This is a genomic window from Sulfuricurvum sp., assembly GCF_041651515.1.
Classification (GTDB): domain Bacteria; phylum Campylobacterota; class Campylobacteria; order Campylobacterales; family Sulfurimonadaceae; genus Sulfuricurvum.
Map to the genome: position 1 here is coordinate 231,135 of NZ_JBAZJF010000003.1, position 25,256 is coordinate 256,390.

At 42.4% G+C, this 25,256-nt stretch carries 37 protein-coding genes; 11 read left to right on the forward strand and 26 right to left on the reverse strand.

The window, feature by feature from the left end:
• Positions 1-41: 41 nt before the first annotated feature.
• Both WC407_RS06705 and WC407_RS06710 read left to right on the forward strand, forming a co-directional pair.
• On the forward strand, positions 42-647 hold the full coding sequence (locus WC407_RS06705) for an NAD(P)H-dependent oxidoreductase (protein WP_373021833.1): 606 nt from the start codon (positions 42-44) through the stop codon (positions 645-647).
• A 10-nt stretch (positions 648-657) separates the two neighbouring features.
• On the forward strand, positions 658-1,803 hold the full coding sequence (locus WC407_RS06710) for an iron-containing alcohol dehydrogenase (RefSeq protein ID WP_373021834.1): 1,146 nt from the start codon (positions 658-660) through the stop codon (positions 1,801-1,803).
• On the opposite strand, the gene WC407_RS06715 is transcribed toward WC407_RS06710, so the two are convergent.
• The 3 genes from WC407_RS06715 to WC407_RS06725 are packed head-to-tail and all read right to left on the reverse strand — an operon-like array spanning position 1,800 to position 3,476.
• Positions 1,800-2,099: a helix-hairpin-helix domain-containing protein gene (locus WC407_RS06715; RefSeq protein WP_373021835.1), complete on the reverse strand. Its 300-nt coding sequence runs from the start codon at positions 2,097-2,099 to the stop codon at positions 1,800-1,802. The two genes, WC407_RS06710 and WC407_RS06715, sit on opposite strands and share 4 nt — an antisense overlap.
• 22 nt (positions 2,100-2,121) lie before the next feature.
• Positions 2,122-2,928 (reverse strand): ABC transporter ATP-binding protein, encoded by an 807-nt coding sequence (locus WC407_RS06720; protein ID WP_373021836.1) that lies wholly within the window; start codon positions 2,926-2,928, stop codon positions 2,122-2,124.
• Entirely contained in the window at positions 2,916-3,476 is a 561-nt protein-coding gene (locus WC407_RS06725; RefSeq protein WP_373021837.1) for a DNA-3-methyladenine glycosylase I, read from the reverse strand. The genes WC407_RS06720 and WC407_RS06725 overlap by 13 nt, the downstream gene beginning before the upstream one ends.
• A gap of 213 nt (positions 3,477-3,689) precedes the next feature.
• Here WC407_RS06725 and WC407_RS06730 point away from each other — a divergent pair, with 213 nt between their 5' ends.
• Positions 3,690-4,055 (forward strand): methylated-DNA--[protein]-cysteine S-methyltransferase, encoded by a 366-nt coding sequence (locus WC407_RS06730; protein WP_373021838.1) that lies wholly within the window; start codon positions 3,690-3,692, stop codon positions 4,053-4,055.
• A 6-nt stretch (positions 4,056-4,061) separates the two neighbouring features.
• On the opposite strand, the gene WC407_RS06735 is transcribed toward WC407_RS06730, so the two are convergent.
• The 13 genes from WC407_RS06735 to WC407_RS06795 all read right to left on the reverse strand — a co-directional run bounded on the left by WC407_RS06735 (position 4,062) and on the right by WC407_RS06795 (position 10,597).
• Positions 4,062-4,667, reverse strand: a complete 606-nt coding sequence (locus tag WC407_RS06735) for a pentapeptide repeat-containing protein (protein WP_373021839.1) — start codon at positions 4,665-4,667, stop codon at positions 4,062-4,064.
• Entirely contained in the window at positions 4,664-4,942 is a 279-nt protein-coding gene (locus tag WC407_RS06740) for a type II toxin-antitoxin system RelE/ParE family toxin (RefSeq protein ID WP_373021840.1), read from the reverse strand. Before WC407_RS06740 ends, WC407_RS06735 begins: the two co-directional genes overlap by 4 nt.
• Positions 4,932-5,186: a type II toxin-antitoxin system Phd/YefM family antitoxin gene (locus tag WC407_RS06745; RefSeq protein WP_373021841.1), complete on the reverse strand. Its 255-nt coding sequence runs from the start codon at positions 5,184-5,186 to the stop codon at positions 4,932-4,934. The genes WC407_RS06740 and WC407_RS06745 overlap by 11 nt, the downstream gene beginning before the upstream one ends.
• 51 nt (positions 5,187-5,237) lie before the next feature.
• On the reverse strand, positions 5,238-5,855 hold the full coding sequence (locus WC407_RS06750) for a hypothetical protein (protein WP_373021842.1): 618 nt from the start codon (positions 5,853-5,855) through the stop codon (positions 5,238-5,240).
• Between the two features lie 21 nt (positions 5,856-5,876).
• Positions 5,877-6,290 carry a protein tyrosine phosphatase family protein gene (locus WC407_RS06755; RefSeq protein ID WP_373021843.1) on the reverse strand — a complete coding sequence of 138 codons (414 nt, stop codon included), beginning with the start codon at positions 6,288-6,290 and terminating at the stop codon, positions 5,877-5,879.
• Between the two features lie 66 nt (positions 6,291-6,356).
• Complete coding sequence (locus WC407_RS06760) at positions 6,357-7,031, reverse strand: hypothetical protein (RefSeq protein WP_373021844.1); 675 nt, start codon at positions 7,029-7,031, stop codon at positions 6,357-6,359.
• Between the two features lie 169 nt (positions 7,032-7,200).
• Entirely contained in the window at positions 7,201-7,716 is a 516-nt protein-coding gene (locus WC407_RS06765; RefSeq protein ID WP_373021845.1) for a GNAT family N-acetyltransferase, read from the reverse strand.
• A complete protein-coding gene (locus WC407_RS06770) occupies positions 7,713-8,138 on the reverse strand; it encodes a DUF3995 domain-containing protein (RefSeq protein ID WP_373021846.1) in 426 nt (141 codons plus the stop codon). The genes WC407_RS06765 and WC407_RS06770 overlap by 4 nt, the downstream gene beginning before the upstream one ends.
• Positions 8,135-8,575 carry a hypothetical protein gene (locus WC407_RS06775; RefSeq protein WP_373021847.1) on the reverse strand — a complete coding sequence of 147 codons (441 nt, stop codon included), beginning with the start codon at positions 8,573-8,575 and terminating at the stop codon, positions 8,135-8,137. Before WC407_RS06775 ends, WC407_RS06770 begins: the two co-directional genes overlap by 4 nt.
• The gene (locus WC407_RS06780) at positions 8,572-9,156 is read right to left on the reverse strand and encodes a transglutaminase family protein (protein ID WP_373021848.1); all 585 of its coding nucleotides are present in this window, start codon (positions 9,154-9,156) and stop codon (positions 8,572-8,574) included. Before WC407_RS06780 ends, WC407_RS06775 begins: the two co-directional genes overlap by 4 nt.
• A 3-nt stretch (positions 9,157-9,159) precedes the next feature.
• Positions 9,160-9,909 (reverse strand): arylamine N-acetyltransferase, encoded by a 750-nt coding sequence (locus WC407_RS06785; protein WP_373021849.1) that lies wholly within the window; start codon positions 9,907-9,909, stop codon positions 9,160-9,162.
• A gap of 17 nt (positions 9,910-9,926) precedes the next feature.
• Positions 9,927-10,082 (reverse strand): hypothetical protein, encoded by a 156-nt coding sequence (locus tag WC407_RS06790; RefSeq protein WP_373021850.1) that lies wholly within the window; start codon positions 10,080-10,082, stop codon positions 9,927-9,929.
• Positions 10,083-10,123: 41 nt separating this feature from the next.
• Positions 10,124-10,597: a pyridoxamine 5'-phosphate oxidase family protein gene (locus WC407_RS06795; RefSeq protein ID WP_373021851.1), complete on the reverse strand. Its 474-nt coding sequence runs from the start codon at positions 10,595-10,597 to the stop codon at positions 10,124-10,126.
• A gap of 151 nt (positions 10,598-10,748) precedes the next feature.
• Here WC407_RS06795 and WC407_RS06800 point away from each other — a divergent pair, with 151 nt between their 5' ends.
• From WC407_RS06800 to WC407_RS06810, 3 genes are read left to right on the forward strand one after another with little or no spacing between them, the layout of a single operon-like run.
• Positions 10,749-12,011 (forward strand): serine hydroxymethyltransferase, encoded by a 1,263-nt coding sequence (locus tag WC407_RS06800; RefSeq protein WP_373021852.1) that lies wholly within the window; start codon positions 10,749-10,751, stop codon positions 12,009-12,011.
• Positions 12,012-12,021: 10 nt separating this feature from the next.
• Positions 12,022-13,302 carry a GNAT family N-acetyltransferase gene (locus WC407_RS06805; protein ID WP_373021853.1) on the forward strand — a complete coding sequence of 427 codons (1,281 nt, stop codon included), beginning with the start codon at positions 12,022-12,024 and terminating at the stop codon, positions 13,300-13,302.
• Between the two features lie 23 nt (positions 13,303-13,325).
• Positions 13,326-13,991 (forward strand): type 1 glutamine amidotransferase, encoded by a 666-nt coding sequence (locus WC407_RS06810; protein ID WP_373021854.1) that lies wholly within the window; start codon positions 13,326-13,328, stop codon positions 13,989-13,991.
• A gap of 177 nt (positions 13,992-14,168) precedes the next feature.
• On the opposite strand, the gene WC407_RS06815 is transcribed toward WC407_RS06810, so the two are convergent.
• Both WC407_RS06815 and WC407_RS06820 read right to left on the reverse strand, forming a co-directional pair.
• Positions 14,169-14,591, reverse strand: coding sequence for a DUF3995 domain-containing protein (locus WC407_RS06815; RefSeq protein WP_373021855.1), 423 nt, complete (start codon positions 14,589-14,591; stop codon positions 14,169-14,171).
• 49 nt (positions 14,592-14,640) lie between these two features.
• On the reverse strand, positions 14,641-15,054 hold the full coding sequence (locus WC407_RS06820) for a VOC family protein (protein WP_373021856.1): 414 nt from the start codon (positions 15,052-15,054) through the stop codon (positions 14,641-14,643).
• A 122-nt stretch (positions 15,055-15,176) separates the two neighbouring features.
• Here WC407_RS06820 and WC407_RS06825 point away from each other — a divergent pair, with 122 nt between their 5' ends.
• Genes WC407_RS06825 through WC407_RS06835 form a run of 3 tightly spaced genes read left to right on the forward strand, consistent with a single transcriptional unit; the run spans position 15,177 to position 16,567 of the window.
• The gene (locus WC407_RS06825) at positions 15,177-15,614 is read left to right on the forward strand and encodes a DsrE family protein (RefSeq protein WP_373021857.1); all 438 of its coding nucleotides are present in this window, start codon (positions 15,177-15,179) and stop codon (positions 15,612-15,614) included.
• A 40-nt stretch (positions 15,615-15,654) separates the two neighbouring features.
• Positions 15,655-16,278 carry a Crp/Fnr family transcriptional regulator gene (locus tag WC407_RS06830; protein ID WP_373021858.1) on the forward strand — a complete coding sequence of 208 codons (624 nt, stop codon included), beginning with the start codon at positions 15,655-15,657 and terminating at the stop codon, positions 16,276-16,278.
• Positions 16,279-16,288: 10 nt separating this feature from the next.
• Positions 16,289-16,567, forward strand: coding sequence for a heavy-metal-associated domain-containing protein (locus WC407_RS06835; protein WP_373021859.1), 279 nt, complete (start codon positions 16,289-16,291; stop codon positions 16,565-16,567).
• Positions 16,568-16,625: 58 nt separating this feature from the next.
• Here the strand turns inward: WC407_RS06835 and WC407_RS06840 are convergent, their stop codons facing one another.
• From WC407_RS06840 to WC407_RS06855, 4 genes are all read right to left on the reverse strand, one after another.
• The gene (locus WC407_RS06840; protein ID WP_373021860.1) at positions 16,626-16,922 is read right to left on the reverse strand and encodes a DUF4242 domain-containing protein; all 297 of its coding nucleotides are present in this window, start codon (positions 16,920-16,922) and stop codon (positions 16,626-16,628) included.
• Between the two features lie 223 nt (positions 16,923-17,145).
• Complete coding sequence (locus tag WC407_RS06845) at positions 17,146-18,369, reverse strand: cytochrome-c peroxidase (RefSeq protein ID WP_373021861.1); 1,224 nt, start codon at positions 18,367-18,369, stop codon at positions 17,146-17,148.
• Complete coding sequence (locus tag WC407_RS06850) at positions 18,366-18,806, reverse strand: doxx family protein (protein WP_329658349.1); 441 nt, start codon at positions 18,804-18,806, stop codon at positions 18,366-18,368. Before WC407_RS06850 ends, WC407_RS06845 begins: the two co-directional genes overlap by 4 nt.
• Before the next feature lie 79 nt (positions 18,807-18,885).
• A complete protein-coding gene (locus WC407_RS06855; RefSeq protein ID WP_373021862.1) occupies positions 18,886-19,467 on the reverse strand; it encodes a transglutaminase family protein in 582 nt (193 codons plus the stop codon).
• Between the two features lie 263 nt (positions 19,468-19,730).
• On the opposite strand from WC407_RS06855, the gene WC407_RS06860 reads away from it, so the two are divergent.
• Positions 19,731-20,414: a serine protease gene (locus tag WC407_RS06860; protein WP_373021863.1), complete on the forward strand. Its 684-nt coding sequence runs from the start codon at positions 19,731-19,733 to the stop codon at positions 20,412-20,414.
• A 103-nt stretch (positions 20,415-20,517) separates the two neighbouring features.
• A complete protein-coding gene (locus WC407_RS06865) occupies positions 20,518-21,168 on the forward strand; it encodes a hypothetical protein (protein WP_373021864.1) in 651 nt (216 codons plus the stop codon).
• A gap of 54 nt (positions 21,169-21,222) precedes the next feature.
• Here WC407_RS06865 and WC407_RS06870 read toward each other — a convergent pair whose 3' ends face one another.
• Genes WC407_RS06870 through WC407_RS06885 form a run of 4 tightly spaced genes read right to left on the reverse strand, consistent with a single transcriptional unit; the run spans position 21,223 to position 25,157 of the window.
• Complete coding sequence (locus WC407_RS06870; protein ID WP_373021865.1) at positions 21,223-21,909, reverse strand: aspartate/glutamate racemase family protein; 687 nt, start codon at positions 21,907-21,909, stop codon at positions 21,223-21,225.
• Between the two features lie 24 nt (positions 21,910-21,933).
• Positions 21,934-22,290: a nuclear transport factor 2 family protein gene (locus WC407_RS06875; protein ID WP_373021866.1), complete on the reverse strand. Its 357-nt coding sequence runs from the start codon at positions 22,288-22,290 to the stop codon at positions 21,934-21,936.
• 15 nt (positions 22,291-22,305) lie between these two features.
• A complete protein-coding gene (locus WC407_RS06880; protein WP_373021867.1) occupies positions 22,306-23,106 on the reverse strand; it encodes a sulfite exporter TauE/SafE family protein in 801 nt (266 codons plus the stop codon).
• 2 nt (positions 23,107-23,108) lie between these two features.
• Complete coding sequence (locus WC407_RS06885) at positions 23,109-25,157, reverse strand: 2-isopropylmalate synthase (RefSeq protein ID WP_373021868.1); 2,049 nt, start codon at positions 25,155-25,157, stop codon at positions 23,109-23,111.
• Between the last annotated feature and the right edge of the window lie 99 nt (positions 25,158-25,256).

Here is a 25,256-nt window from a genome sequence, read left to right on the forward strand (position 1 = left end):
CTATAGAATCTCACCTGATAAAACCCTAAAGGAGCCTTTTTATGCGAAACGATTTTGAAAAAGCAATGCACTTCCGTCATGCATGCAAACTGTTTGATACCACCAAAGCAATGAGTTCGGAAGATTTGACCTTTATCCTCGAAGCGGGACGCCTCAGCCCAAGTTCGTTCGGGATGGAGCAGTGGCAGTTTTTTGTCATTCGTGATCAAGCAATGCGCGAAGAAATTCAAGCCGTAGCATGGAACCAGCCTCAGATCACAACATCTTCGGAACTGATAGCAATTGCCTATAAAAAAAATGTCCGCAGTACCGACAGCTACATCCAAAACGAATTTGACAAGTTTCACTACCCAGAGGGACTTCGCGGAATGTACAGCCAATGGGTCGATCCGCGTGATCAAGAGACATTAGAGTGCTGGTCATCACGTCAGGTTTACATCGCTGCCGCCAATATGATGAGTGCCGCCGCATCCATTGGGATCGATTCGTGTCCGATGGAGGGGTTTGATCGTAATGCGGTAGAGAAAATCATGGGAATCGATACCGATACCTACGGTATTGTATTATTACTACCGTTTGGCTATCGTGTCAACGAACAGCCATCGCTACACAGATCCGAATTAAGTGATATCGTAACGTATATTTAAAAGGAACCCAATGAACGCATTTACCTATTACAATCCGACCCGAATCGAATTCGGACGGGACAAAGAAAACAACATCGGGCAAATGATCGCCGAGCAAGGCGTCAAAAAGCTTCTCATCGTCTACGGAACCGGTTCGATCAAAAAAAACGGTTTATACAACCGGGTAATCGAGAGTTTAAAATCAGCAGGGATCGCCTATGAAGAGTTAGACGGCGTAGTGAGCAACCCTCTCCTCTCACGCGTACAGGACGGAATCGATCTCGTCAAATCGCATAATCTTCAAGCGGTTTTGGGTGTCGGCGGAGGCTCTGTCGTCGATTCGGCCAAAGCGATCGCGGCAGGGGCACTTTACAGCGGAAATGTATGGGATTTTTTCATCCAGAAAGCCTCTATCACGGCTGCACTCCCCGTCTATACGATCATGACCCTCGCAGCAACTGCCAGTGAGATGAACGGTAACTCGGTCGTGATGAACGATACGACCCACCAAAAATATTCGATCGCATCCGTTTTGGTCAACCCAAAAATATCCATTATCAATCCCGAACTGATGATGAGTGTCCCCCCGGAGTATCTCGCCTATTCGGCAACCGACATCATCGCCCATACGATCGAAGTCTATTTCACGGCGACTGACCATCCCCATTTTCAATCCCGTCTAGTCGAATCGATCATCAAAACCGTCATCGAAACGACCGAAATTCTCCTCAAAGACCCCCTCAATTACGATGCACGTGCCGAATTCGCATGGGCCTCTACCCAAGCGCTCAATGGCCTGACAAACTCGGGAACGGGAGGAGGAAACTTCCCGAACCACATGATCGAACATGCCCTCTCGGCACTCTTTAACATCGCCCACGGTGCAGGTCTCTCCATCGTCATTCCGGCATGGATGAAATGGTACAAAGCAAAAAATACGCCTCAGTTTGAGCGGTTTGCCAAAGAGGTTTTCGCCCTTGACACTGCCGATGAGGGGATTGCCGCGTTGGAACAATGGTTTCGCTCCATCAAAACACCGACCACTCTGGCAGAAGCGGATATCCCGCGAGAGCGAATTGCCGAGATTGCCGAAAACGCACATGGATTGGCCGTATTGTGGGGGATGGGGGAAACGTATTCTGCTGCAACGATCGCAGAGATACTCCAAAATGGCTAGAGTCTGATCTTATCTCCGTAGCGTGCCTTACGCTCGGCGGTATAATCCCACCAGACACGCGGCTCTCCGCCATCCATAAAATCGGTGATCGACATCAGTACATCAAGCATACACGGATCTTGCTTCTCTCCAAACGCTTCGCAGAATCGGACATAAAGATCGTAGGGATCTTCCCCTCGCAGCTGATCGGGACGGGTAATGCCGATACGTGTAAGATCATGAGCCACTGTCTTGCCGATGTTGGGAAGATCGGTGAGTTTTTCGATTTTTTCTCGGATCACTTTTGAGGGATTCATGAAACGACCTTTCTATCAATGTTTATTTCGGACGTATCGAATAACGGCCCCGTTGCTTTTGTATTTCAAGCGACGTATTAAATATCTCCGACAAGTTTATACTATTGAGCACTTCATCTTTGTTTCCCGATGCATAAATAATCCCGTCTTTGATTAATACGGCTTTTTGTATCTCTTCGAAAACCTCTTCAATATGGTGTGTTACCAAAATTACTGTCGTACCGCTCTTAGCAAGAGATCGCATCATCTCTATAAAATCGAGTTGCGCTTTGATATCCAACCCCACGGTAGGTTCATCGAGTAATATCGCTTTTACGGGATGAACAAGTGCTCGTGCCACGATGCATTTGCGCAGTTCTCCCGTCGACATTTGATCCACCCGTTTATCGTGCAGATGGTGAATCCCTAAACGCTCCATCGCGCCCTCAGCCGCATTCATCTGATCCGTTGTATTCTCTAAATGATCGAATAACCCTATCGTTCCGTTAAATCCGCTCAATACCGTTTCAAAACCGCTTAGATAACTCCCATCGAGTGAAAATCGGGTATGCAGATCATTCGTCACAACCCCTAAATGTTTACGCAGTTCTGTAACGACCCATCGCTCGTTACCCAATATCTCACGTTTAAACAGCTCATCTTTGTAGGATGGATAGAGTTCACAATTGATGAGTTTAATGAGTGTCGATTTCCCAGAACCGTTTGCTCCTAATATAACACAATGTTCCCCTTGCTCAATCTTGAGTGAAATATCTTTAAGGACAGGAAGATTATCGTATCGAAGTTCAACATTTTCAAAAAAAACTATCGACTTTCTTAGCTCTTGCATGCACATCCATTCTCATGATCATTGACCATCCCGCACGCCTGCATAAACGCATAGAGGGTTGTCGACCCTATAAATTTAAATCCCCGTTTTTTGAGCTCTTTGGTCATCGTATCGGAAATCTCTGAGGTGCATGCTGCCTTTTTATAATCAGAGACATCATTAACAATCGGACTTCCATCGACTTTTTCCCAAAAATAGTTATCCAAAGAACCGAACTCTTGTTGAATTTCTAAAAACCCTTTCGCATTTGCAATAATCGCTTCGATTTTCGGACGGCTTTTAATAACCGTTCCGCTCTGTACAATACGATCGATATCCGCCTCGGTATACAAAGCTACTTTCGAGAGATCAAATCCTTCAAACGCTTCTCGATATCCTTCCCTCTTTTTCAGTATCGTCAGCCAACTCAAACCTGCCGACTGTGTTTCCAAACAAAACAGTTCAAAAAGAGCTCGATCATTATGCAAAGGCTTGCCCCACTCTTCATCGTGATAGGCCACATATACAGGATCACTCAATTTGACCCATCCGCAACGTGAAACAGACATTATTATCTCCACTTTTTACATTAAACTATCATAGCATAAACCGTTCAACAACACTTTTTTATGACGAAGTGAAATACTCTCGTCTTATTGAGAAAATATCACTATAATTTATACATGAAAAGCTATGTTCGTCTCATCCATACCCCCATCGGCAAAATGATTGCAGCTGCCGATGAGAACGCAATCCTCTCGCTAGATTTCACCCCTTAGTCTGTGCTAGTCCAAAACTCCGATACCCCTCTTCTGATCCGCTTAGAAGAAGAACTGCGTGAATACTTTGAGGGAAAACGGAAAATATTTACCCTCCCTCTCGCTCCGGATGGAACTCCATTTCAAAAAAAAGTTTGGGAAACACTGCGGATAATCCCCTACGGCGAAACGATCTCATACGCGGAAGAAGCCAAACTATTCGGCAACGCCAAAGCCGTCCGTGCCGTCGCCAGTGCCAACGGCCGTAATCCTATTTCTATCCTTATCCCCTGCCACCGTGTCATCGCGACGGGAGGTGGACTCGGAGGATACAGCGGAGGGCTGTGGAGAAAAGAATTTTTGTTGGCAGTAGAAAAAAAAAGTGACTAAAAAAGTCTAATCTACCAGTACGATTCCCATCGATTCGAGTAAAAACAGTGCCTCATAACGATTGAAAATCGCCCCCTTGAGGTGGTTGGAACGTATATCGATCATGGTATTGTTCGCATCGGTAAAGTTGGCACCTTCAAGGTGGGTATTGCCGAACAATGCCCCCTTGAAATCGCTAAGGGTAAAATCGGCTTTTTGAAACATCCCGTTACGAAAATCAACCTCTTTCGCTCGGCATTCTCTCATTACCATTCCCTCTAAGCTCAAACCGAAAAAATTACTGTCGTTGAGAATACACTCACGAAAGTGGAGAGGATCGGCATTGAGCAAACTCTTCCAATCCGCCATCGTCCAATCGATACCGATCATCTTGCACGATACAAATTCGACATCGCTCATTTTGGTATTGGTCAGCTTTATCAGGCTCAAATTACAGTTTTCGAAACGGCATTCGGTAAATTTGCAGGAGGAAAAAAAGGTTTCACTGAAATCACAGGAGACAAACGTACAGTCATCAAATTCGGCTTTGGTGATCTTTTTGCCGTGCAGATCAATGCCCTCGAATTTCTCGGCGAATACGTCCATGGCGTCGGTGATGGGATCGCGAGTCACGGCAAATTTTCCCTATAGAGGGTCAAAATCCAAATCTGATCTTTTTCGAGTGTATAGATTATCGAGTACCCCTGATAAACGAGTTTGCGCGAACCGCTAATCAACTCTTCCGAACTTCGCCCCGCATAGGGAAAAACACTCAATGTGACTACGATAAACTCGCGAAGACGTTGTAAATACTCTCGGGTAAGTTTTTTGGACTTCGTCTGCTCGTAGATGTATTCGGCGATCATCTCCAACCGACTATGCGCTTTGGGAGAGAAATCAATCCGCATATTTCGCGATCACCCGATCAAACGCCTCATCGATCCCCATGTATTCACCCCGCTCGATCTGCTCCATCGCCTCTTTGACTTCACGTTTGAGCTGTGCATGGGTGCGGTTGTATTCATCAAGCGACATAATCACGACGCTCTTGTCATTTTTGGTCGTGACAATCACCTCTTCATTATTATCACACACTTCATCGATAATCGTTTTGAGAGAGTTGCGCGCTGTAGTGTAATTTAATGCTTGCATAGGATACCCTTTATGACAGCTTTCTGTCATTATAGCAAAATATTACAGAAATTATTTCATCGCCATCATTAAAAAGCCGGTAAATCCGGCATTATCTTGACTGATCATAGGAGATACCTGTGATTTCATCTCTAAGAGTACCTTTTTATACCGCGTGTAAAATGCATACGTCGGTTTAGGTTTATATTCCAAACCGCTGATTTCAAAGAACTTGATAATGTCCTTTGTAGTGGTCGGTTTGATAAAAAAGTCTTTGTCCCTTGCGTAATAATAGGGGATCAGCGTCACAATCGACCATTTTGCGAGTTTATAGGTCGATAAAATATCTACCAAAATTTCAAAACCTTTCTCTTGATTCGCGTGCAAGAGTTCAAACAATCCGATGGAGAGCATATCTTGTTGCTCCATACTCAATTGCTTTACCATGTCTCTTACTTTGGGTTTTTCGAAAAGCGATACCAGTGAGGATTTGGAGACAATTTTTGCAAAACTCTCACAAATCTGTTCAGTTTTAGCAAAATTATCGGGAGCGAACATCTCCCGTACACTTTGACCTATTTTTGCCGTATTGTGCCGTTTGATGATCGGCAGAAGTGCTTCGTCTTCGAACCCTTTGGGATAAAATGCGAAGAAACTTGCCTCGGCTTCTTTTAGTTTATTTAGATTCATTGTCTCTTTCTCCTTATATATCTATTTCTGATCAAGATTCATAAACCGTTGCCAGATTTCATTCGGCTCCCATGATGGAAGTATCGCTTTTTGTGCCTCTGTTACACTAAAACCTTGTGATTTATATAAGTAATGGTATAAAAATGCCGATGCTCTGTAGTTTTTCACGCAATGTACCCAGACTTTCTGATCCGAAAAACTCTCCATGATTTTTATAAATGATTGTAGATGAAAAAGTTCGGGTACATCAAACGGAATTGGAATATGAATATAAATCATGTTATTAGCAGTAACCAAATGACCTTCGGAGGGTATTGCATTTTCCGAATTTGGCATAGCGAGATTGATGACTACATTATATCCGGCATCTGTGATTACAGCGAACTCAGAATCACTAGGCTGTCCCGATGAAGCTATGCTCTCCGTAATTTGCATATAATTTAGAATCTTATTTAACATTGTAAGTATCAGTTAGCATGTAATCACACTTTTTTTCTTATTTTACCGTTTTATCCTCAACATATACGCTCCATTCTTTTGAAACTCAAAGCCGACTTTAACGATCTCTCCGCCAAATTTTTCTGCAATCTGATATGTAAATGGACTGAGATTATCCGATTCATCCGCGCGGGAGTTTTTATAATCGACCAAAGGGAAAATGCGTACTTCTCTCCCGATCCGCAGCATCTCGGTTATCGATGCTTCATGAAATGTCAAATTCAGTCTATCGTCATAGACAAAAAGGAGATGCGAACTCAGCACCAGATCAAAACTATCATCCTTATATGGCAATTTTGGAAGTTCAGCGAACCAATAATCCGTTGTGTTGTAATCTGCATAAAATGCTTCTAATGCACCCACTCGGTGCTCTTTATGTCTCTCTATTGACTGATAAAATGCAAAATTATTATCCACCATCCAGCTCGTATCAGCATAGATCTTTTCGATACTTTTTTCCCCTTGCACACGCAACGCATCGCGATCATAACAGTACAAAATATCGCACCCTGACGCCGCTATCCCTCTGCTTTTGGCTTCGGCTATAAATGAACTCGCTCCGATTGGGCAGTCCAAAACTCTCATATTTTTCATCGTCTCGGCATTCAAATCGAAAAATGCCACATACTCCTCAAAAGTACGACCCGTAATGAGGAAATCGTCTAATTGCAACGACATAGGTATCCTTATGGTGTGTAGTAATAAATGTTATGGGGTTAGGTTAAAAAGAAAGTGTTATGGCAGACGCCAAAAGAGAGCGACTCGGACAAGAGGGGTATTGTCGATAGTGCGATAATGTGTCATCTGCTCTCCTTTGTAAAGTTGTGGAAGTATAGCGAAAGATCGGTTACAAAAGTTTTTTCTCAAATAAACATGCATCCGCTAGAGCATAATGATCGGGAAGCCCTTCTATAGAATCCAGTTTGAAATACCCAAGATACTCGAACCCACATTTTTTATAATACTCAATCAGTCCTCTGTTCTCACCGATTGTATCCATCCGAATGTATTCTTTGGCATTTTCTCGCGCGTATTGTTCCGCCCACGCTACAATTTGAGCGACTAAATTATTTCCTCTAAAATCGGGATTGGTCGCGATGCGATGGATATAGAGGGCAGAGTCACGGTCACCCCATATCTGAGGATCGCTAAACGTCGTCGCCCAGATACAGGCTATACGTCCATCGATCATCATTTTCCATTGTCGGTTTTTCATTATCTCCGTCTCTATCAACTCGCGTTTAAACTCCGGCCAATGGACGAAGAATTTGGACTTTTGGAAATCGGTCGCTATTTTGTAGAATCGGAAAATCTCGTCGATGTCATTTATAGTGCTCTTATGAATATTTATTGAATTAATCATGATGCCCCATACGCTAAAAGAGCGAAAACCAATCCCATAGATAATGCAAACGGCGTATAGAAACGGGTATCATAGTATGCAAATTCGGATGATTTTATTTTTTTGAACAAACCGACCGCATTAAACTCACCGATACCTCGAAGGGTAAATATCCCCGATAGTATCCATCCGGCATTTAGTATATAATCACGATATGACGTCAATTGTAAATCATAAAAATACAATAAATAAGCAACCGAAGCAAATCCGAACAAAGCTACCCCTACGATAACTGTTGCAACTTTTCCCGGATTAATTAATGGCTTGCCATCCTCTGTCGGTACAGCGATATTCATACCGATCACTCCACCCAATGCCCAATAAAAATGGAGCAATCCGATCAAACTCAACGCGACAATAGCAAGAATGGTTATAACACTCATTTTTTCTCGCTATGTATAAATTTTTCTTTAACCATCCAAAGAGGAACTAAAAAAAGCAATCCAAGCAAAAACGCTAATGGAAGGATTAACAGTGTCGGATTTGAGATAAATAATAAAGGTATTTTAACAGGAAGTATTAGCTCAAACAGTGTTCTCATTTCCCATATTAACCCTTGTGAAATTCCATAAATCCATGCGCTTCTCTCATCAAAAAGCAACCTTTTTGAAAAATAGATAGACAATAATCCAAAAACACTGAGACAAAGAGCGATAGAGAGTGAACTCAGAAAGAGTAGATTCATATAATCCGCTGATAAATGCACATATTCGCCCGTTTTTATCAGCTGAAATGGCCAAATGAAGTGAAGAATTCCAAGAAAAATTTCAACCAACCCTCCTATCAACATTAATTTACTGGCTAATTGTTTTTTGTTCATTTAATATCCATTTTTTCAATATCCGGAAAATGCCCGACCATTTCAGCATAATTTTTTCGGGTTCTTAGAGCTTCGACAACAACTTCCAAAGGTTCAGCATAACGTTCGGACAAATCGTATTCATTCTCACCCAGTTCAAATGCCAACTTCTCATGCGGCGGGTTAAATTGCGCATCCACTCCCTCTTTGTTTCCCCTTGCGTCAATACGATACCAGCCGAAATCTGCCAGATACACCGCATTGAGTCCATGAAGACAATAAATACCTTCGACGTATTCCGAACAGCTGAGCCGCTGATAACACAATGCCGCAGGAATTCCGTTTGCACGGAGCAATGCCGCCAAAAGATGACTTTTTGCATAGCACCACCCGCTCCCCTGTTCGAGGACTTCACTCGCTTTGAGCGTCGTGATCCCCTCACCCGCATCGCCCGTGTGGCGAATCTCATCACGGACGAATTCAAAACAGCGTTTAGCAATCTGCGTATCGTTTATACATCCATCCGCTAATTCACGCGCTTTTTCCGCAACACTTGGATGGGTATAATCGATAATATCAGTGGATTCTAAAAACGGCTTCATCGTTTAGAATAACTCCAGAGCAAAATACTCTTTTAACGCTCTCTCGTAATCAACTTCGAGTTTTTCCAATCTCCCCTCTTCGATCAACTTCAACTCATTATCCACGAGAATCATTCGCCCGTTAGGTGTTTGCATAACGGCAAGTCTCTTTTGGGTGAAAATGGTGTCGGGATGCGTAGCATTAAAATAGTTTGCGAGACTAAACTCGATCCACTCCTGAGGTTGCAGAGCAAAACCATATTGTCGCTGCCACTCCTCCTGCACGAGAGAGTTGAGCACGTATTCCCCATCGATCAACTCCAGTCGAAATCGATCACCGTCTTGAGTCACTTCGCCCTCTTCTATCGCTATCGGAGCGCGCAGAGCGTATCCGCCGAATCCCGTATCACAGAGATAGTCTTTCCCTTCGATACGCACAACTACCACCATGTGCGTTTTAGGTCGGCGAGCAGGATAAAACATCGGTCGCGCCCCTACAAAATACCACTCGAACCCGATCTCTGTGAGTGCCATCGCGAACAGACCGTTGACTTCATAGCAATACCCGCCGCGAGCGTTTGTAACGATTTTCGTATAAATATCCTCTGGGATAAGCGAAGGAATACGACCGGATTGCACCTCGGTATTTTCGAATGGGACACTTTGCAGCTGTTTAGCGACAAGTTTCTCCAGTGTCGCTAAATCATTTGAAACCGCACCTTCATATCCGATACGCGCTAAATACTCAGAGAGATTAAAATTCGTAGCTTTCATTATTTTCCTTTTAATTCTTATTCTCTCAAAAACGTCAATTCAGCTACTGTCATCGTCGGAGTAAATTCAGTGATCTCATACTCTGCTGCACCATGCCGATAAAACGGATCGAGGCTGATAATAGTCTCAACCTCTTCGCGAGATTTGATATAGGCGAGTGAGATAATAAACATTGTTACGCCTCTTTATCTTGGTTAATCTGTACAATTCATAGTCATTTATAATATCGACCTATGCATTCTACAATATCGATTCTTATGACTGCCGTTCCGTTAATCATAGGAACAGGTAACTCTTTTTCCATCAGATGCGGTGTAAATTTCTCCACAATACTAGATAACGCCTCTCTCTTTTCGTCAAAATCATCCACAATACTAGCCGTTCCGTAAAGGATAATACTATTAAATTCGGTGTTAACGTCACAAGGATCTTCAATCCCTTCACTAATTAATGAAATCATTTCATCAATCTCAAAACATACTTTTGGATTTGCCTTGATATTGTCAATCTTTTTTCCTTTCGGTAATCCATGCAAATATACTTTTGAATTAAAATATACAAAGTGCATCGGTAAAACATAGGGGTAACCGTCTTTATTCAAAGTCGCTATTCTCCCGACTTCGGCTCTTTTAAACAACGCTTCTATCTGCTCTTGTGTCAGCAGATGGTTCTTGGTTCTGTGTCTCATGATTCATCCTTTTTTTTGGTGAATTCTAGTTCAAAAAATAATCAAAAACAATCCAAAAATTGCTCAGTTTCTCCTCTATTCAGCAAGATTTGGATTGCCAATATCTACTCAGAGAGATAAACTTTGACGAACCATTCAAAAAGGAGACGCGATGAGTTTTATACGTGAAGAGAGTTTATCGGTTGCGGATTCGGAAGTTTTCGCCATTATTGAAAATGAGTTCGACCGACAGTCAACGCATCTGGAAATGATCGCGAGTGAGAACTTTACCTCTCCTGCTGTTATGGAGGCAATGGGTAGTATTTTTACCAACAAATACGCAGAGGGGTATCCGAACAAACGATACTACGGCGGATGTCAATTTGCCGATCAGGTAGAACAGCTAGCAAAAGATCGACTTTGCGAAATTTTCGACTGTCGCTATGCAAACGTACAGCCCCATTCGGGCAGTCAGGCAAACGGAGCCGTTTATGCGGCGTTGCTGAATGCCGGAGATAAAATATTGGGGATGGATTTACGCCACGGAGGACATTTGACCCATGGTGCAAAACCCAACTTTTCGGGAAAAAACTATCACTCCTTTACCTACGGTGTAGCATCTAACGGCCGCATCAATTATGATAATGTCTTAGAAATCGCAAAAATAGTTCAACCCAAAATTATCGTGTGCGGGGCTTCTGCCTATGCTCGCGAAATTGATTTTGCCCTATTCCGAGAAATCGCCGACGCAGTAGGTGCAATACTCTTTGCCGATATCGCCCATATCGCCGGATTGGTTGCGGCGGGAGAGCACATGAGCCCGTTTCCCTACGCCGACATCGTCACCTCCACGACCCACAAAACACTTAGAGGTCCTCGCGGCGGTATCATTATGACAAACAACGAAGAGATCGCTAAAAAAATCGACAGCGCCATTTTCCCCGGAACACAAGGGGGACCGCTGGTGCATGTTATCGCCGCAAAAGCGGTGGCGTTTAGAGAAGTTTTGCACCCCTCGTGGAGAGAGTATGCCAAAGCCATCAAATCCAATGCAAAAGTTTTAGCGGAGGTGCTGATCCAACGAGGCTATGAGCTCATCAGCGGAGGAACTGATAACCATCTGGTACTCATATCACTGATGGAGAGAGATTTTTCCGGCGAAGAAGCAAGTGTGGCATTGGAAAATGCCGGTATCACCGTCAACAAAAATTCTATTCCCTCAGATCCCCGCCCTGCTTCGTCTACGTCAGGAGTACGCCTAGGCTCTGCGGCGTTGAGTACATTGGGGATGAAGGAAAAAGAGTTTATCCTGATCGCGCATAGAATCTGCGATGTTTTAGATGACATACAAAACATCCCTCTTCAAATACAGATTAAAGCGGAGCTCGAAACTCTTTTGAAGGGTTTTAGAGTCTATAATTATGCAACCTATTAAAGGTGATCGTATGCAAGATATCGAGATATTAAATCAGAATTATCAGCTTATTGCCAAAGCCATTACCTATATCGACACCCATTTCAAAGATCAGCCCTCGATCGATGAGATAGCTCGAAACATAGGGATGAGCAAATACCATTTTATGCGGGTGTTTAAAGAGTATGTCGGAGTAACGCCTAAACAGTTTCTCCACTCAGTGACGCTGAACTACGCCAAAGAGCATATCAAAGAGTCCAAATCTCTGCTAGACAGCACTCTGGACATCGGATTATCCAGTTCCAGCAGACTGCACGAACTGTTTGTCAATCTCATAGGAGTTACCCCAAAAGAGTGGCGCGAAAAAGGGAAAGACGTCACCATCACCTACGGTTTCGGTCTCACACCTTTCGGTGAAGCACTGATCGCCTATACTGACAAAGGGGTCTGTTATTTAGGGTTTATCGATAAAAACAAAGAGGCTATTTTTACACGATTTAGTGAACTGTGGGAAAATGCAAATTTGCAACACGATGATGAAAAAGCGCAAACCTACTTGGAAAATATTTTCATCAAAAACAAAAAATACAACCTGATGGTCAAAGGGACAAACCTCCAAATCAATGTGTGGAAAGCCCTCATCAATCTCCCAGATGGTGCGGTAACAACCTATCAAGATATCGCAAATACTATCGATAATCCTAAAGCGGTGCGTGCAGTAGCCAGTGCAATCGGGGAGAACCACATCGGCTATCTCATCCCTTGTCATCGCGTCATCGCCAAAAGCGGTGCTATGAGTGGATATCGCTGGGGGATTGAGCGCAAAAAGATCCTCATCGCCTATGAGTCTGTCTCTAAAGAGACCCTAATCACGTACCGAACGGCAACACTAGAGGATATTCCGAGACTTTGTCATCTTTTAGATCAGCTCTTCTCCCAAGAAGCCGAATTCACCCCCGATAGTGCAAATCAGACGAAGGCGTTGAAAAAAATCATCGACGATGAGAATATCGGTGAGATATACGTTGCATCCAAAGAGGGCGAGATTGTGGGGATGGTGAATCTGCTCTACACCGTTTCAACGGCATTGGGAGGAAGAGTCGCCATTCTCGAAGATATGGTTATCGATGAGAATCACAGAGGAGAGGATATCGGCTCATCTTTACTCGAATATGTTCTCACAATCAGCAAAGAAAAAGGAGTTCAACGACTTACCCTCCTCACCGACGGAGACAATATCGCCGCTCACCGCTTTTACGAGGGGATGGGGTTTGAAAAGTCCTCCATGATTCCGTTACGAATTCAACTCTAACCTAAACAACGCAGGAGCGTATTATGACAATTTGGCAACATGTACCGTTTGAAAACGAAGCGGCAATCGGTGAGTGGTCGCGTAGTCGCGGTATCTCATACCGCATCATCCGATGTTGGGAAAACGAACCCTTGGAAGCGGATGATTTACTGGTGGTATTGGGCGGATCGATGAGTGCGTATGATGATCTCGATTTTATCCGTAACGAGATCGAGTTTCTACGCCGACGTATCCGTGAGGGTGGCAAAGTATTCGGTATCTGTCTGGGTGCGCAATTGTTGGCAAGCGCGATGGGCTCACGCGTCTATTCTTCCGGAACACGCGAGGCAGGATGGAGAAATATCGAACTATTGCCTCATCCACTCACCGATTTACTGGATAAAACCCAATGCGTCTTTCATTGGCATGGGGATACGTTTGATCTGCCAAATAATGTTGTCCGTATCGCACGTAATGATGCTTATGAGAATCAGGCATTTGCCACGGAGAATGGACGGATTATCGCTACCCAATTTCATTTTGAGACGACAGCGGAGAGTATGGAAAAACTTTTAAATGCTGATGGTGAGTATCTTCGATCTGACTCTGTGTACGTTAGCGACCCCCAAACAATACGCCAAGGGGTATCCAATATCTTTAAAAGCAATCAAGCACTATTCACTCTTTTGGATAAGTGGGTAAAAAGCTAAAATCATACCCTCAAATCATACCCTCAAATCATAAAACTCAGCCGAACAGACTATTTTTAAATCATTCGGCGAGAGTTCTATCTCCAGCCCTCTTCGTCCTGCACTCACATGGATCGTAGGAAAATTTCATACCGTTGTTTTCTCCCAAATAAACAGCTAAATTTATATTGATTTTCATCATACTCGATATGCCAAAGTAGCGAAAATCAATCCCATAGATAATGCAAACGGGGTATAAAAATGGGTATCATAATATGCGAACTCAGATGATTTTATTTTTTTAAACAACCCAACCGCATTAAACTCACCGATACCTCGAAGTGTAAATATCACCGATAGTATCCATCCGCTAATGATGAAATAATTCCGATAGTGTGACGAAGACAAATCATAGAAATAGAGTATATAAGCGACAAAAGCGAAACAAAATAAAGCTATTCCTACCATAACGGTAGCTATTTTTCCTGGGTTAATTAATCGCTGTCCGTTCTCTGTCGGTATCGCTTGTTCAGCTGCGAATTTTCCGCCAAATGCCCAATAAAAATGGAGCAATCCGATCAGGCACAATACAACAATAACAAGAATTGCTAGAATACTCATATTTTTCTAACCTGCTTGAGTCTGTACTTCACCATTTCTGAACATTTCATCATATCACTTGTGTTGCAAAGGCTAAAACATACCCGTTGATGTCACGGATATAAAATTCTCGCATCCCATACCATGTTGTCTCTATAGGTTTGATAATCTCCACTTTGAGTGCAATCGTCTCATACCATCCATCGACATCATCAACACGGATGTAAAACGTCACCGATGCACCGATGTCTGTAAAAAAGTCACCCACATCTTCACGTAAACTCTCATCTTGCTGGAGCATTATTTCCACCCCGCCTGATTGTACCATTGCAAAAAGGTAGCGTTTGCCCTCTTCCAACTCAGGGCTAAAACTGCTTTTATCCTCAGGAACCGCCATAATGGGGGTAAATCCCAAAATATCTCGATAATACGCGATGCTTTCACCTATATCTCTCACTGCTAGATTGACAATCAAGTTTTGCATGGATTCCCTTTTTTCACAATTATAATACAGATTTAATGTGACTTTAGTCACAGAACTCCCCCACCATTCTGTCTTACAATTCAACTGCATCAAAAATGCTAAATTCAAATAGGAGGGGTACTATGAACCTCAAAATGTTAATGACGGGAATGTTGGGGATGATGTTGGCGATTTCAAGCGCTGAAGCAGGTGGATGTAATACTGACGCGCCAAAGAGTATGGTAATCACCATTACTGAGGGATCAATCGTTAAAGCCGGATTTGGTTTAGCTGTCGCTAATGCCATGCAAGATGCGGGGGTTCAAAGTACTGTTTTTATCGCAGCCGATGCGGTCAATTTCGCTCTCAATAAAGGAACTCAGCCTAAATTTGCCGGTGCAACGCCTAAAGAACTTATGACCGGATTGATTCGCAAAGGGGGGCACGTCAAAATCTGTGAAGGTTTTGTTAAACTAGGAGGAATCAAAAAGTCAGATATTGTTGAAGGCGTTGAGATCGCTGCTCCGGCTGATCTTGCAGGTGCTTTATACGCTCCAAACGCACAATCAATGACATTTTAATCACACTAAGCTATACTTTTTCAAAGTGAAAGGGGAAATCATGGAGCTGGATCATTATCAGTTTTTTCAGTCATTAGAGCCTGAATCGCTTGAAAAAGTATGCTCAGAAGCCAAAAAAGTCTCTTTGGGTGTCGGAACGTTTCTCTATTACCAAGGCGATATTAATCAAGGGATTCTTTTTCTGACAAAAGGGTGTGTTAAAGTCTTCCTCCATGCCGACGAAATCGGCAAAGGGGAAATTACTCTTTACTACATTACACCTGGGGAGCAGTGCTTAGTTAATACACTCAGCACCATTTCCCAAACTCCGGCCACTGCTACTGCTATTGTCGATGAGAGTATCGAAGGATGGCTTGTACCTACCGACACAATCCGCTGGCTCATCAATAATTCTCCTGCATATCGTGATTTTAAAATCTCATTTTGTGCTGAACGGCTTACTCAAATCATGCATCTCGTCGAAGAACTCCGATTCAAACGGATGGATCAACGTCTGCTTAACTGGCTGTTCGTTCAGGGTAGAGACACGATTCGCACGACGCATGAACAAATTGCTCAAATACTTGGGACATCACGTGAAGTGATCAGTCGTATTCTGAAAAATTTGGAAAAAGAGGGAGTTATCTCCATGGGGAGAGGCTTTATTAAAATAATTTCATCCTAAAGGATATACAATGAAACAAACCTTTGAAGTTCTTAATGTCAAATGCGAAGGGTGTGCCAATACTCTGATAAAAAGTTTGGCTGACGATTTTGGGGAAGTCAGTGTCGATCTTCAATCACAACCAAGAAAAATAACTCTCAGTATTGAAACCGATCAGCTTGAAAAACTAAAATTAACACTAAGAAGTCTTGGATATCCGCTCTCTACTGATGAGCTCAATACCCTGCAATCTTTTGCCACCAATGCAAAAAGCTTTGTATCGTGTGCCATTGGAAAAATGGATAAATAGATGTATGCCAAGTACTTTTAATTTCTGTAAGGGTAATTTGATAATTACCCTTGTGACTTTATTTTAACAATAAATCTGCCGGAGAAATAGTACTCACTTCCGTGATGGTATCAAACGGTAATCCGACTCTTTGGTGAACTTTAAAAACCGCGTTGATACTTGGTGCCATGTTTAGACAAAATGCCCGTCCTTCATTAAATCCAACATGAATTTTGAGCGAAATCACCCCCTCTTCTTCACACGCTTTTTCGTACTGTTTATAAAACTCTGCTAATGCTTCGGGGGTGATCCCTTCCGGGAATGTACCATTTGTTTTATCATGGGTATCCATGTAAAAATGCATTGCTTGACTCATTGAAGACTCCTTATTTGTGTATGTGAACGTACCGAAACGCTCAGCATTCATAGTGTAACTGTTTACACAATCTCATATCTGTGACTTAACTCACACAACGCGTTAGTTCACTGTCTATTTTTATATTTCCAAAAAACAAGTAGTACAATGAAATGTCCCAATAAAATGATGATAGCAGAACTGAATATCTCAAATGTCACTATCATCATCTTTCAGTGAAATTTCATTTTTCTGAATCCACAGCTTTTAGAAAAGCAACTATGTGAGAAATTTGCTTTTCGCTCACTTTTGAGCGGCTTTGATAGGTCACCATAATTTGTACGGCCTCTTCGAGTGTTTTCACGCTTCCGTTGTGAAAATAGGGAGCGGTGCGAATAACATTACGGAGCAAAGGTGCACGAAAATAACGCCCCGGTTTGTCTTTACCCAGAAAACCTCCCGTATTTTTAAACGCAAATGCTTTTTCTTTTAATACCTGTTTATTAACGCCGAAGTTTGGTTCGGTATGGCATATATAGCATCCTTGCGTACTCATTACTCTATATTTTTCAGGTGCAGTGTATGCTTGAAAATAGCCCTCACTAAGTAATGTAATCTCTTTTTCACCCAATGATTTCATCAAGTAAGCATAACGTTCAATTTCATCTTTAAACGTTTGAGTCCGCTTTTCATTAGCTAAAAAATCTAGATATGAAATTCGGATTTTATTAATTGTTTTTTGATCTGCCATACTCCAAATAGGATGATGAAGCAATGGAAATTTACGCATCTCCTGTCCACCCAATCCGATTCCGTTGTGACAGCCAATACATCCTTTGTCAATAAAGAGTTTTAGTCCCTCTTTTTCCACTTGATTCAATGCACTCACATCTCCTTCCAAAAATCGGTCATATCGTCCACTGGTTGTGAGGGTATGCTCATACGCACCGATTGCCTCGGCTGTTCGTTCAAAAGTGATATTGCTATCTCCGAATGCTTTGACAAATAAGCTCTTGTATCGACTATCGGATTTAAGCCTCTTTTCGATCAATTCGGGAGTTGAAGCCATCTCAAACGGTGCTTGAAGAGGTCCTTTAGCCTGATCTTGCAACGATTTGCTCCGCCCATCCCAAAAGAAATGTTTAGAAAAAGCGGTATTGAGGACTGTCGGTGTATTGAGATGACTCGGATTTTTTTGTCCTCGATCACCCACAGCCGTAGATCGGCCATCTGCTCCACCCTTGTTTACCGCATGACAACTCGCACAGCTTATATCCCGGTTTAGAGATAGCTTTTTCTCAAAAAACAGCTTCTCCCCTAGTTGAATCATCTCCTTTTTGTACTTTTGGCTCACTATGATAGACGTCATAGGTATAAGCCCGTGTTTTAGTGCCTTTGATCGTAATGTTTCATTTCCATACAAAGATGAGATGAGTACCAATGTACTAAAGATGACGATAGCCCTCATAGTTCACCTCGTGAGCATGGAGCACATACGTTATTTTTAACGAGGGTGTTACAGATAAGTGCACCTGATGCTATAAACACAAGATTTTTGATGATGTATTGACCAACAATCGTCAATCCTAGCGGTACAACTGTAAAGCAAAGTTCGGGAAATAAGAACAGAGGTGAAAACGTCAAAACCATATGGAGCATAAAAATGCGCACAAAGAATTTGGGGTACATTCCTATAATAAATCCTGTACCAATCAAAACCTCCCATATCGCCAACAACTTTATCGATATGTGAGGAGCTATAAGCCCAAACGTTAACTTTTCAATCGTCATGATTGCCAGCGATTCAGCCGGGCTCATCCCGGGAAACATTTTAAGCATTCCAAACCAAAGGAAATTTATCCCTATTGCGATCTGAATGATTCGCACCATTTTTTCTACTTTCATACTATCGCCTCCTTTTTAGAGACAATTGTAAAAAAAATGACTATGACACGTATGTGACTTTGATCACATAAAAAAGTTTCTACTCTATTTTTATTTCAATGTCGGGAAAATGCCCGACCATTTCACCATAATTTTTATAGGTTTTAAGTGCTACAACGACAACTTGCAAAGGCTCGGCATACAAATCGGGTAAGTCATATTCATTCTCTCCCAATTCAAATGCCAGTTTTTCATGCGGCGGGTTAAACTGCGCATCTACTCCCTCTTTGTTCCCTCGTGCATCGACTCGACACCAGCCGAACTCTTTGAGATAAATGGCGTTTAGCCCATGCAGACAATAAATACCCTCGACGTATTCCGAACAACTGAGACGTTGATAACATAGAGCCGTCGGAATACTGTTAGCACGGAGTAACGCGGCTAGCAGATGGCTTTTGGCATAGCACCACCCCTGTCCTTGTTCGAGCACTTCACTAGCACGCAGTGTCGTTATCCCCTCACCCGCATCGCCCGTATGGCGTATCTCGTCACGGACGAACTCGAAACACCGCTTGGCGATCTCGGTGTCGCTATTGCACCCTTGAGCCAGTTCTCGGGCTTTTACGGCTACAGACGGATAAGTAAAATCGATGATCTCCGAAGAGGCTAAAAATTCTTCCATATTATTTCCCCGTAAGCAGTCATAAGGATTTCTATATCTGATAATGGGAAATTGTCCTCTTTTTTCGCTTTGCCTGCTGTTAAAGCGATTACGGAAATGATTTTAAGAAAAACGGTGTAAAATGTTTAAAAATATGTCAATTTGTAAGATTTTTTCTGGATGTTTCTAATATCAGGACATTTTTAATGTCTGCTTATCAGAGGAATTCCTGGCAAAATAGTATATTTTGGGTATAAATAAACAGTTATGCATAAGGTAGAAAAGTGATAACGACCAATGTAATTCAAAGAACATTCCATATTCGCATAGGTGATTCTATAGGCACCTGCTTTACGATAGATGTTGATGGCAGACAATACTTGGTAACAGCTAGGCATGTAGTTTCAGCTATTATTGGAACGCAACAAGTGTCTATATATCATGACAATCAATGGAAAAATGTACATGTAACGTTGGTCGGTCATTGTAATGGCGAAATAGATATATCTGTACTCACTACCAATGTACGTCTCTCTCCAAATTACCCATTACCACCTACAATGGCAGATATTGTTTATGGTCAAGATGTCTATTTCCTTGGGTTTCCCTATGGAATGACAGGTGAAATTGGCCAAATAAACCGTGATTTTCCTCTTCCTTTTGTCAAAAAGGCCATTGTTTCTTGTCTTCATACTACACCTACAAATGCACAATTATTATTCCTTGATGGCCATAATAACCCAGGCTTTTCCGGTGGCCCTGTTATTTTCAAAGAGCCAAGTAGCAACGAATTTAAAGTTGCAGGTGTTATTTCAGCATACAGATATAATGAAGAACCTATATACCAAGGTGCTCAAGAGTTACCACTAGCGTATCGATACAATACGGGAATCATTATTTCTTATGGTATTATGCATGCAGTCGACTTAATCAAGTCTAACCCTATTGGCTTAGAACTAAATGCATAACAAATCAGAGGAGCCAATCAGTAACCCGCGTGCGGGTTGCTGATTGCTCATTTTAAACGTTATCCTAATATAACTTCAACACAAATATATACTAAGGAGTATAATGATTCAGAATAAATCAGTACTAGAAAAATATTTATATATAATGAATGATTTAAAAAATAAAACTATTTCTGCTGAAGCATTATCAAAAGAAAGAAATCAAATTATGGTTGAATCAACATCATTACAACTCAGAATGATATTAGAATTAATATCATATTTGTTCGTAGTAGTTAATCAAGATAAATTTAATAGCAAACAAAAAGGAGAATGGAGTCCAACTAAATTTATTGAAAATTTACAAGACAAAGTTTCTATATATTATCCAACCCCTTGTTATCTTGTAGAAGATGAAACAGGAGAACCAACAGTTATTCCAAGAGGTTTTCAACATGCTTTAAATATATCCGAATTAAAAGAAGCCTACAAAAACTACAATAATGCTCTTCATGCCTTTCATCCATTCAAAACAAAGAAATTGACTAATGATGAATTATGGGTACTTAATACAAATATTCTAAGACAAGTCAAGGAGTTATTAGCTAATCATATTATAACTATAAAAGAATCAGACAACCTATATAGTTTTTTACATACTGAAATTGATTTTAATGATAATGAAAAAGTAAAACCAATATACATGAAACAATATAAAGTCAATATTACTAATGAAGAAACATTATTAAAAATATTTACTCATCAATTAAAATAAATTTCCATCGTTCCAAACGTCCTCGTTGGGAATGCAGACTAATACATACAAAGATCACAACGCTAAATCCATCGCCTTACCAATATGAATTTTCATTGAATCAAATATCGGATACTTCAACTCTTCAGGAGAAACAATCAAAGGCAGTTCGGTATTTGCCAAAACAATTCCCTCAGCTCCCATAGAGATCATCTCTTCGATAATTTCAACCATTTTTTCTTTGGAAGAAGCTCGGATTTCACCCCGTGCTAGTTCATGATAAATCATATTATGGATAAATTCTCTTGCTTCTTGTGAGAGAATCAGAATATCGATTCCTGCTTTTTCCAATCTCTCTTTATAAAAACTCTCTTCCATCACAAATCGCGTCCCCAAAAGAGCTACGGTAGATATTTCTGCCTCTTGGATAGTTTTTGCTACGGCATCGGCGATATGTACAATCGGAATACTCAATCGAGATTCGATTTCCGGCACAATTTTATGTAGTGTATTCGATGCAATGAGTATGAAATCGGCTCCGGCTGATTGTAATTTTTGGGATGTTTCAAGGATGCAAGAGGCGATTTGATCCCACTGCCCTTCATGTTCCCACTGAGAAATAAGCTCAAAATCCAAACTGTAGAGGATTAGCTCAGCCGAATGGAGACCCCCTAAACGTTCTTTTACTTTTTGATTGATAAGACGGTAATATTCTGCCGATGACTCCCAGCTGACACCGCCGATAATTCCGATAACTTTCATCACTCCTCCAACATCAAAAGTAAATTAATTATAATGCGCCACTGCTTTAAAAACCTTACCATTCTCATCGAAAAAGAAAACCTCTACCGCCTTTTTATCCAACACCGACGTATACGTGAGGGCGATAGAGTCCGCCCCGACAAATATACTATCCAATATGAAATGCAGATCGCTGAATTTCTCCAATGCCGCTGCCCAATAAGCACCTACCGCTTCTTTGCCTCTGAGCGTCCCACCCGATTCAGGACTGAATGCGATGATAAACGGCGAACTCATCTCGAAATCATCACTGTAATGCGATAGTACCGCTTCCAAATCGTGACTATTCCACGCCTCTACCCACTCATGGGCGAAGCGCTCTGCAAATACGGTATCAATCATAGTATTCCTCCTGTGTTAAATAACCGAAAAAAGCATTTTAATACTTAATATTACCGCCAATAGTCCAAAAACCTTTTTAAGTATGTCGGTCGGAAGCTGTGTCGCGTATTTAACCCCAAGAGGAGCTGTAAATGCACTGCTAATCGCGACCAATACCACTGCAGGTACATAAATATACCCGATAATGTAATGATTCCAATCGGTAAGGCTCCATCCGTTAATCAAATATCCCATCGTCCCTGAAATCGCAATGGGAAACCCTATTGCCGCTGACGTTCCGATAGCGCGTTTAATATCGAAATTTTGATGCATCAAATACGGTACGCTAAGTGAGCCTCCTCCGATAGAGACCAGTGCCGAAATCGCTCCGATAAATGTACCGCTGGCGATGTTTCCAACGATGCCATGCGGATTTTCATTATGGTAATAGTGTGCTTTTCTGAACATTTTGTAGGCGACGTAACTCATAAATGCACTAAAAAAGAGAGCGAGATAGACCCCCTTGAGATACGATGCAACGAACGTCGCTGTAAACGTCCCCGCAAAAACGCCGATTGCAATCCGAAGAGCCATCGATACCTCGATATTATCCTTTTTATAGTGCGCCCTCATGCTCGAAAACGAGGTGAAGATGATCGTTGCCATTGACGTCCCTAGTGCCATGTGCATGATCACCTCACTTGTAAACCCCTGCATCGCAAAAAGCATGGCAAATATCGGCACCATGATCCCACCTCCGCCAACTCCCAGCAATCCAGCCATAAATCCGACCAGTAAACCTAAAGCGATGTAATCAATGATAAAAATCGTTTCCATACTTATCCCCTCACCGCTTTAACTCTCAACCTGACATAATCAACATGCCAACCGTCGTTTTCATCATACAATGCGGGTTTCACTATCGCTCTAACTTCCTCTTTAAACACACTAAACTCTTCGCGACTCAAATGAGCCGTTACACCGTTCGCGAACAAATCAAGCCAGTTGGCGATATCATCCACAGGGGTCGGTCGAGGGATTAATTCGATGTATTCGACTCTAAAACCGCACGACTCCAAGAGGGTACGATACTCTTCAATACTCGGAAAGTACCACGGGTCTTCAAACACTCCAAATTCAGAGTGATTTTTAAACACCTCTTTCATCGCATCGACGGCTATTTTACAATTACCTGCCCCTCCAAACTCTGCGACAAATCTCCCATTAGGCTTCAATGCTTTATAAATGTTTCTAACGGCGGTTTCACTCTCTTTGACCCAATGAAGCACGGCATTAGAAAAGACCGCATCAAATCGATTTTTAAACTCCAACTCCGTAGCGCTCATTACCGTTGCATCAATCCCTTTGTTTCTTGCATTTTTCACCATCTCGTGACTCAAATCGACTCCCGTTACTTTCGCACCGCTCTTTTGGATTTCAAGTGCCAATGTCCCCTCACCGCATCCCAAATCCAATATTTCCTCCCCCTCTATCGGAGCAAGTAAGTCAACGACGGGCAATGCCAAATTTGAGACGAACGACGCATGTTTGTTGTATTCCTGCGCATTCCAACTGTTTTCATGACGTTTCATCATCCCCTCATAAATCCCAAGCACCTCGTCACTGCTGATTTCACCACCTCTTTTTTGCGAAATACGTTTTACCTCTTCAGCAAGCTTCGTCTGCATCTCACTAGGAACTTCGATGCCGTAGATCTCTTTTAACACATACGCCACTCCCCCTTTACCCGATTGGGAGTTGATGCGGATCGAGTCTTTGTACTCTCTGCCGATGTCGCGCGGATCGATCGCCAAATACGGTACTTCCCAGATAGAACTGTTTTTCTCTCTATGATGCTCCATCCCTTTTTTGATCGCGTCTTGGTGAGTGCCTGAAAATGCCGTATAGATCATCGATCCTACATAGGGATGACGCTCGGCGACACTCATCCCTGTGATGCTCGTGATACGTCTTAATATCTCATCCACTTTGTCTACCCTCAAACACGGATTAATCCCCTGCGAAAAATAGTTGAACGCCAACGTGATCAAATCGACGTTCCCTGCCCTCTCACCGTTTCCAAGGATCGTCCCCTCTACCCTTTGCGCCCCTGCCAAGACCGCCAACTCCGCACTTGCTACCGCGCATCCTCGATCATTGTGAGGATGGACACTGATGATAACGCTCTCACGGTTTTTTATATGCTTGGACATCCACTCGATACGATCGGCATAGATGTTCGGTGAACATGCTTCCAACGTATTGGGTAAGTTCAAGATCATCGGATGCTCCGATGTCGGTTCCCACGCGCTAATCACCGCATTGGAGATATCACGGGCGAAATCCAATTCGGTCTGCGAAAAGCTCTCCGGTGAATACTCGAATACCACTTCTCCCTCAGACCTCTCTGCCTCGTTTTTGATGCACTCGACCCCTTGCAATGCCAACTCAATGATCTGCTCACGGCTTCGGCGAAAGACGACACTGCGTTGATTGGCTGCGGTGGGATTGTACAAATGCATCGTGATCCGTTTCGCTCCGCGCAATGCTTCAAAACTTCGCACGATATGACGCTCTATCGAAGGGACAAGCACTCCGATGGTGACATCCTCAGGAATCAACCCCTCTTCGATCAAACGGCGGCAAAAATCAAACTCCGTCTGCGATGCGCTGGGATAGGCGACTTCGATCTCTTTGAACCCGAACTCGACCAATGCTTTGAAATAGGGAATTTTTTGTTCACACCCCATCGGATTGGCAAGTGCCTGATTCCCATCACGTAAATCGGTACTAACCCATCGCGGGGCAACTGTGGCAGATTTATCCGCCCACTCTCTTTTATCCAATTTTACCGTCGGATACGGTGTGTATTTTGTATGCGTATGCATAGAGATATCCTTAATATGACAATAGTAATGAAAATGCCGATGTGCGGACGCATTGCGCCCGATGTGGCAAAACTAAAAATGTAAAAAAGAAAACGAAAA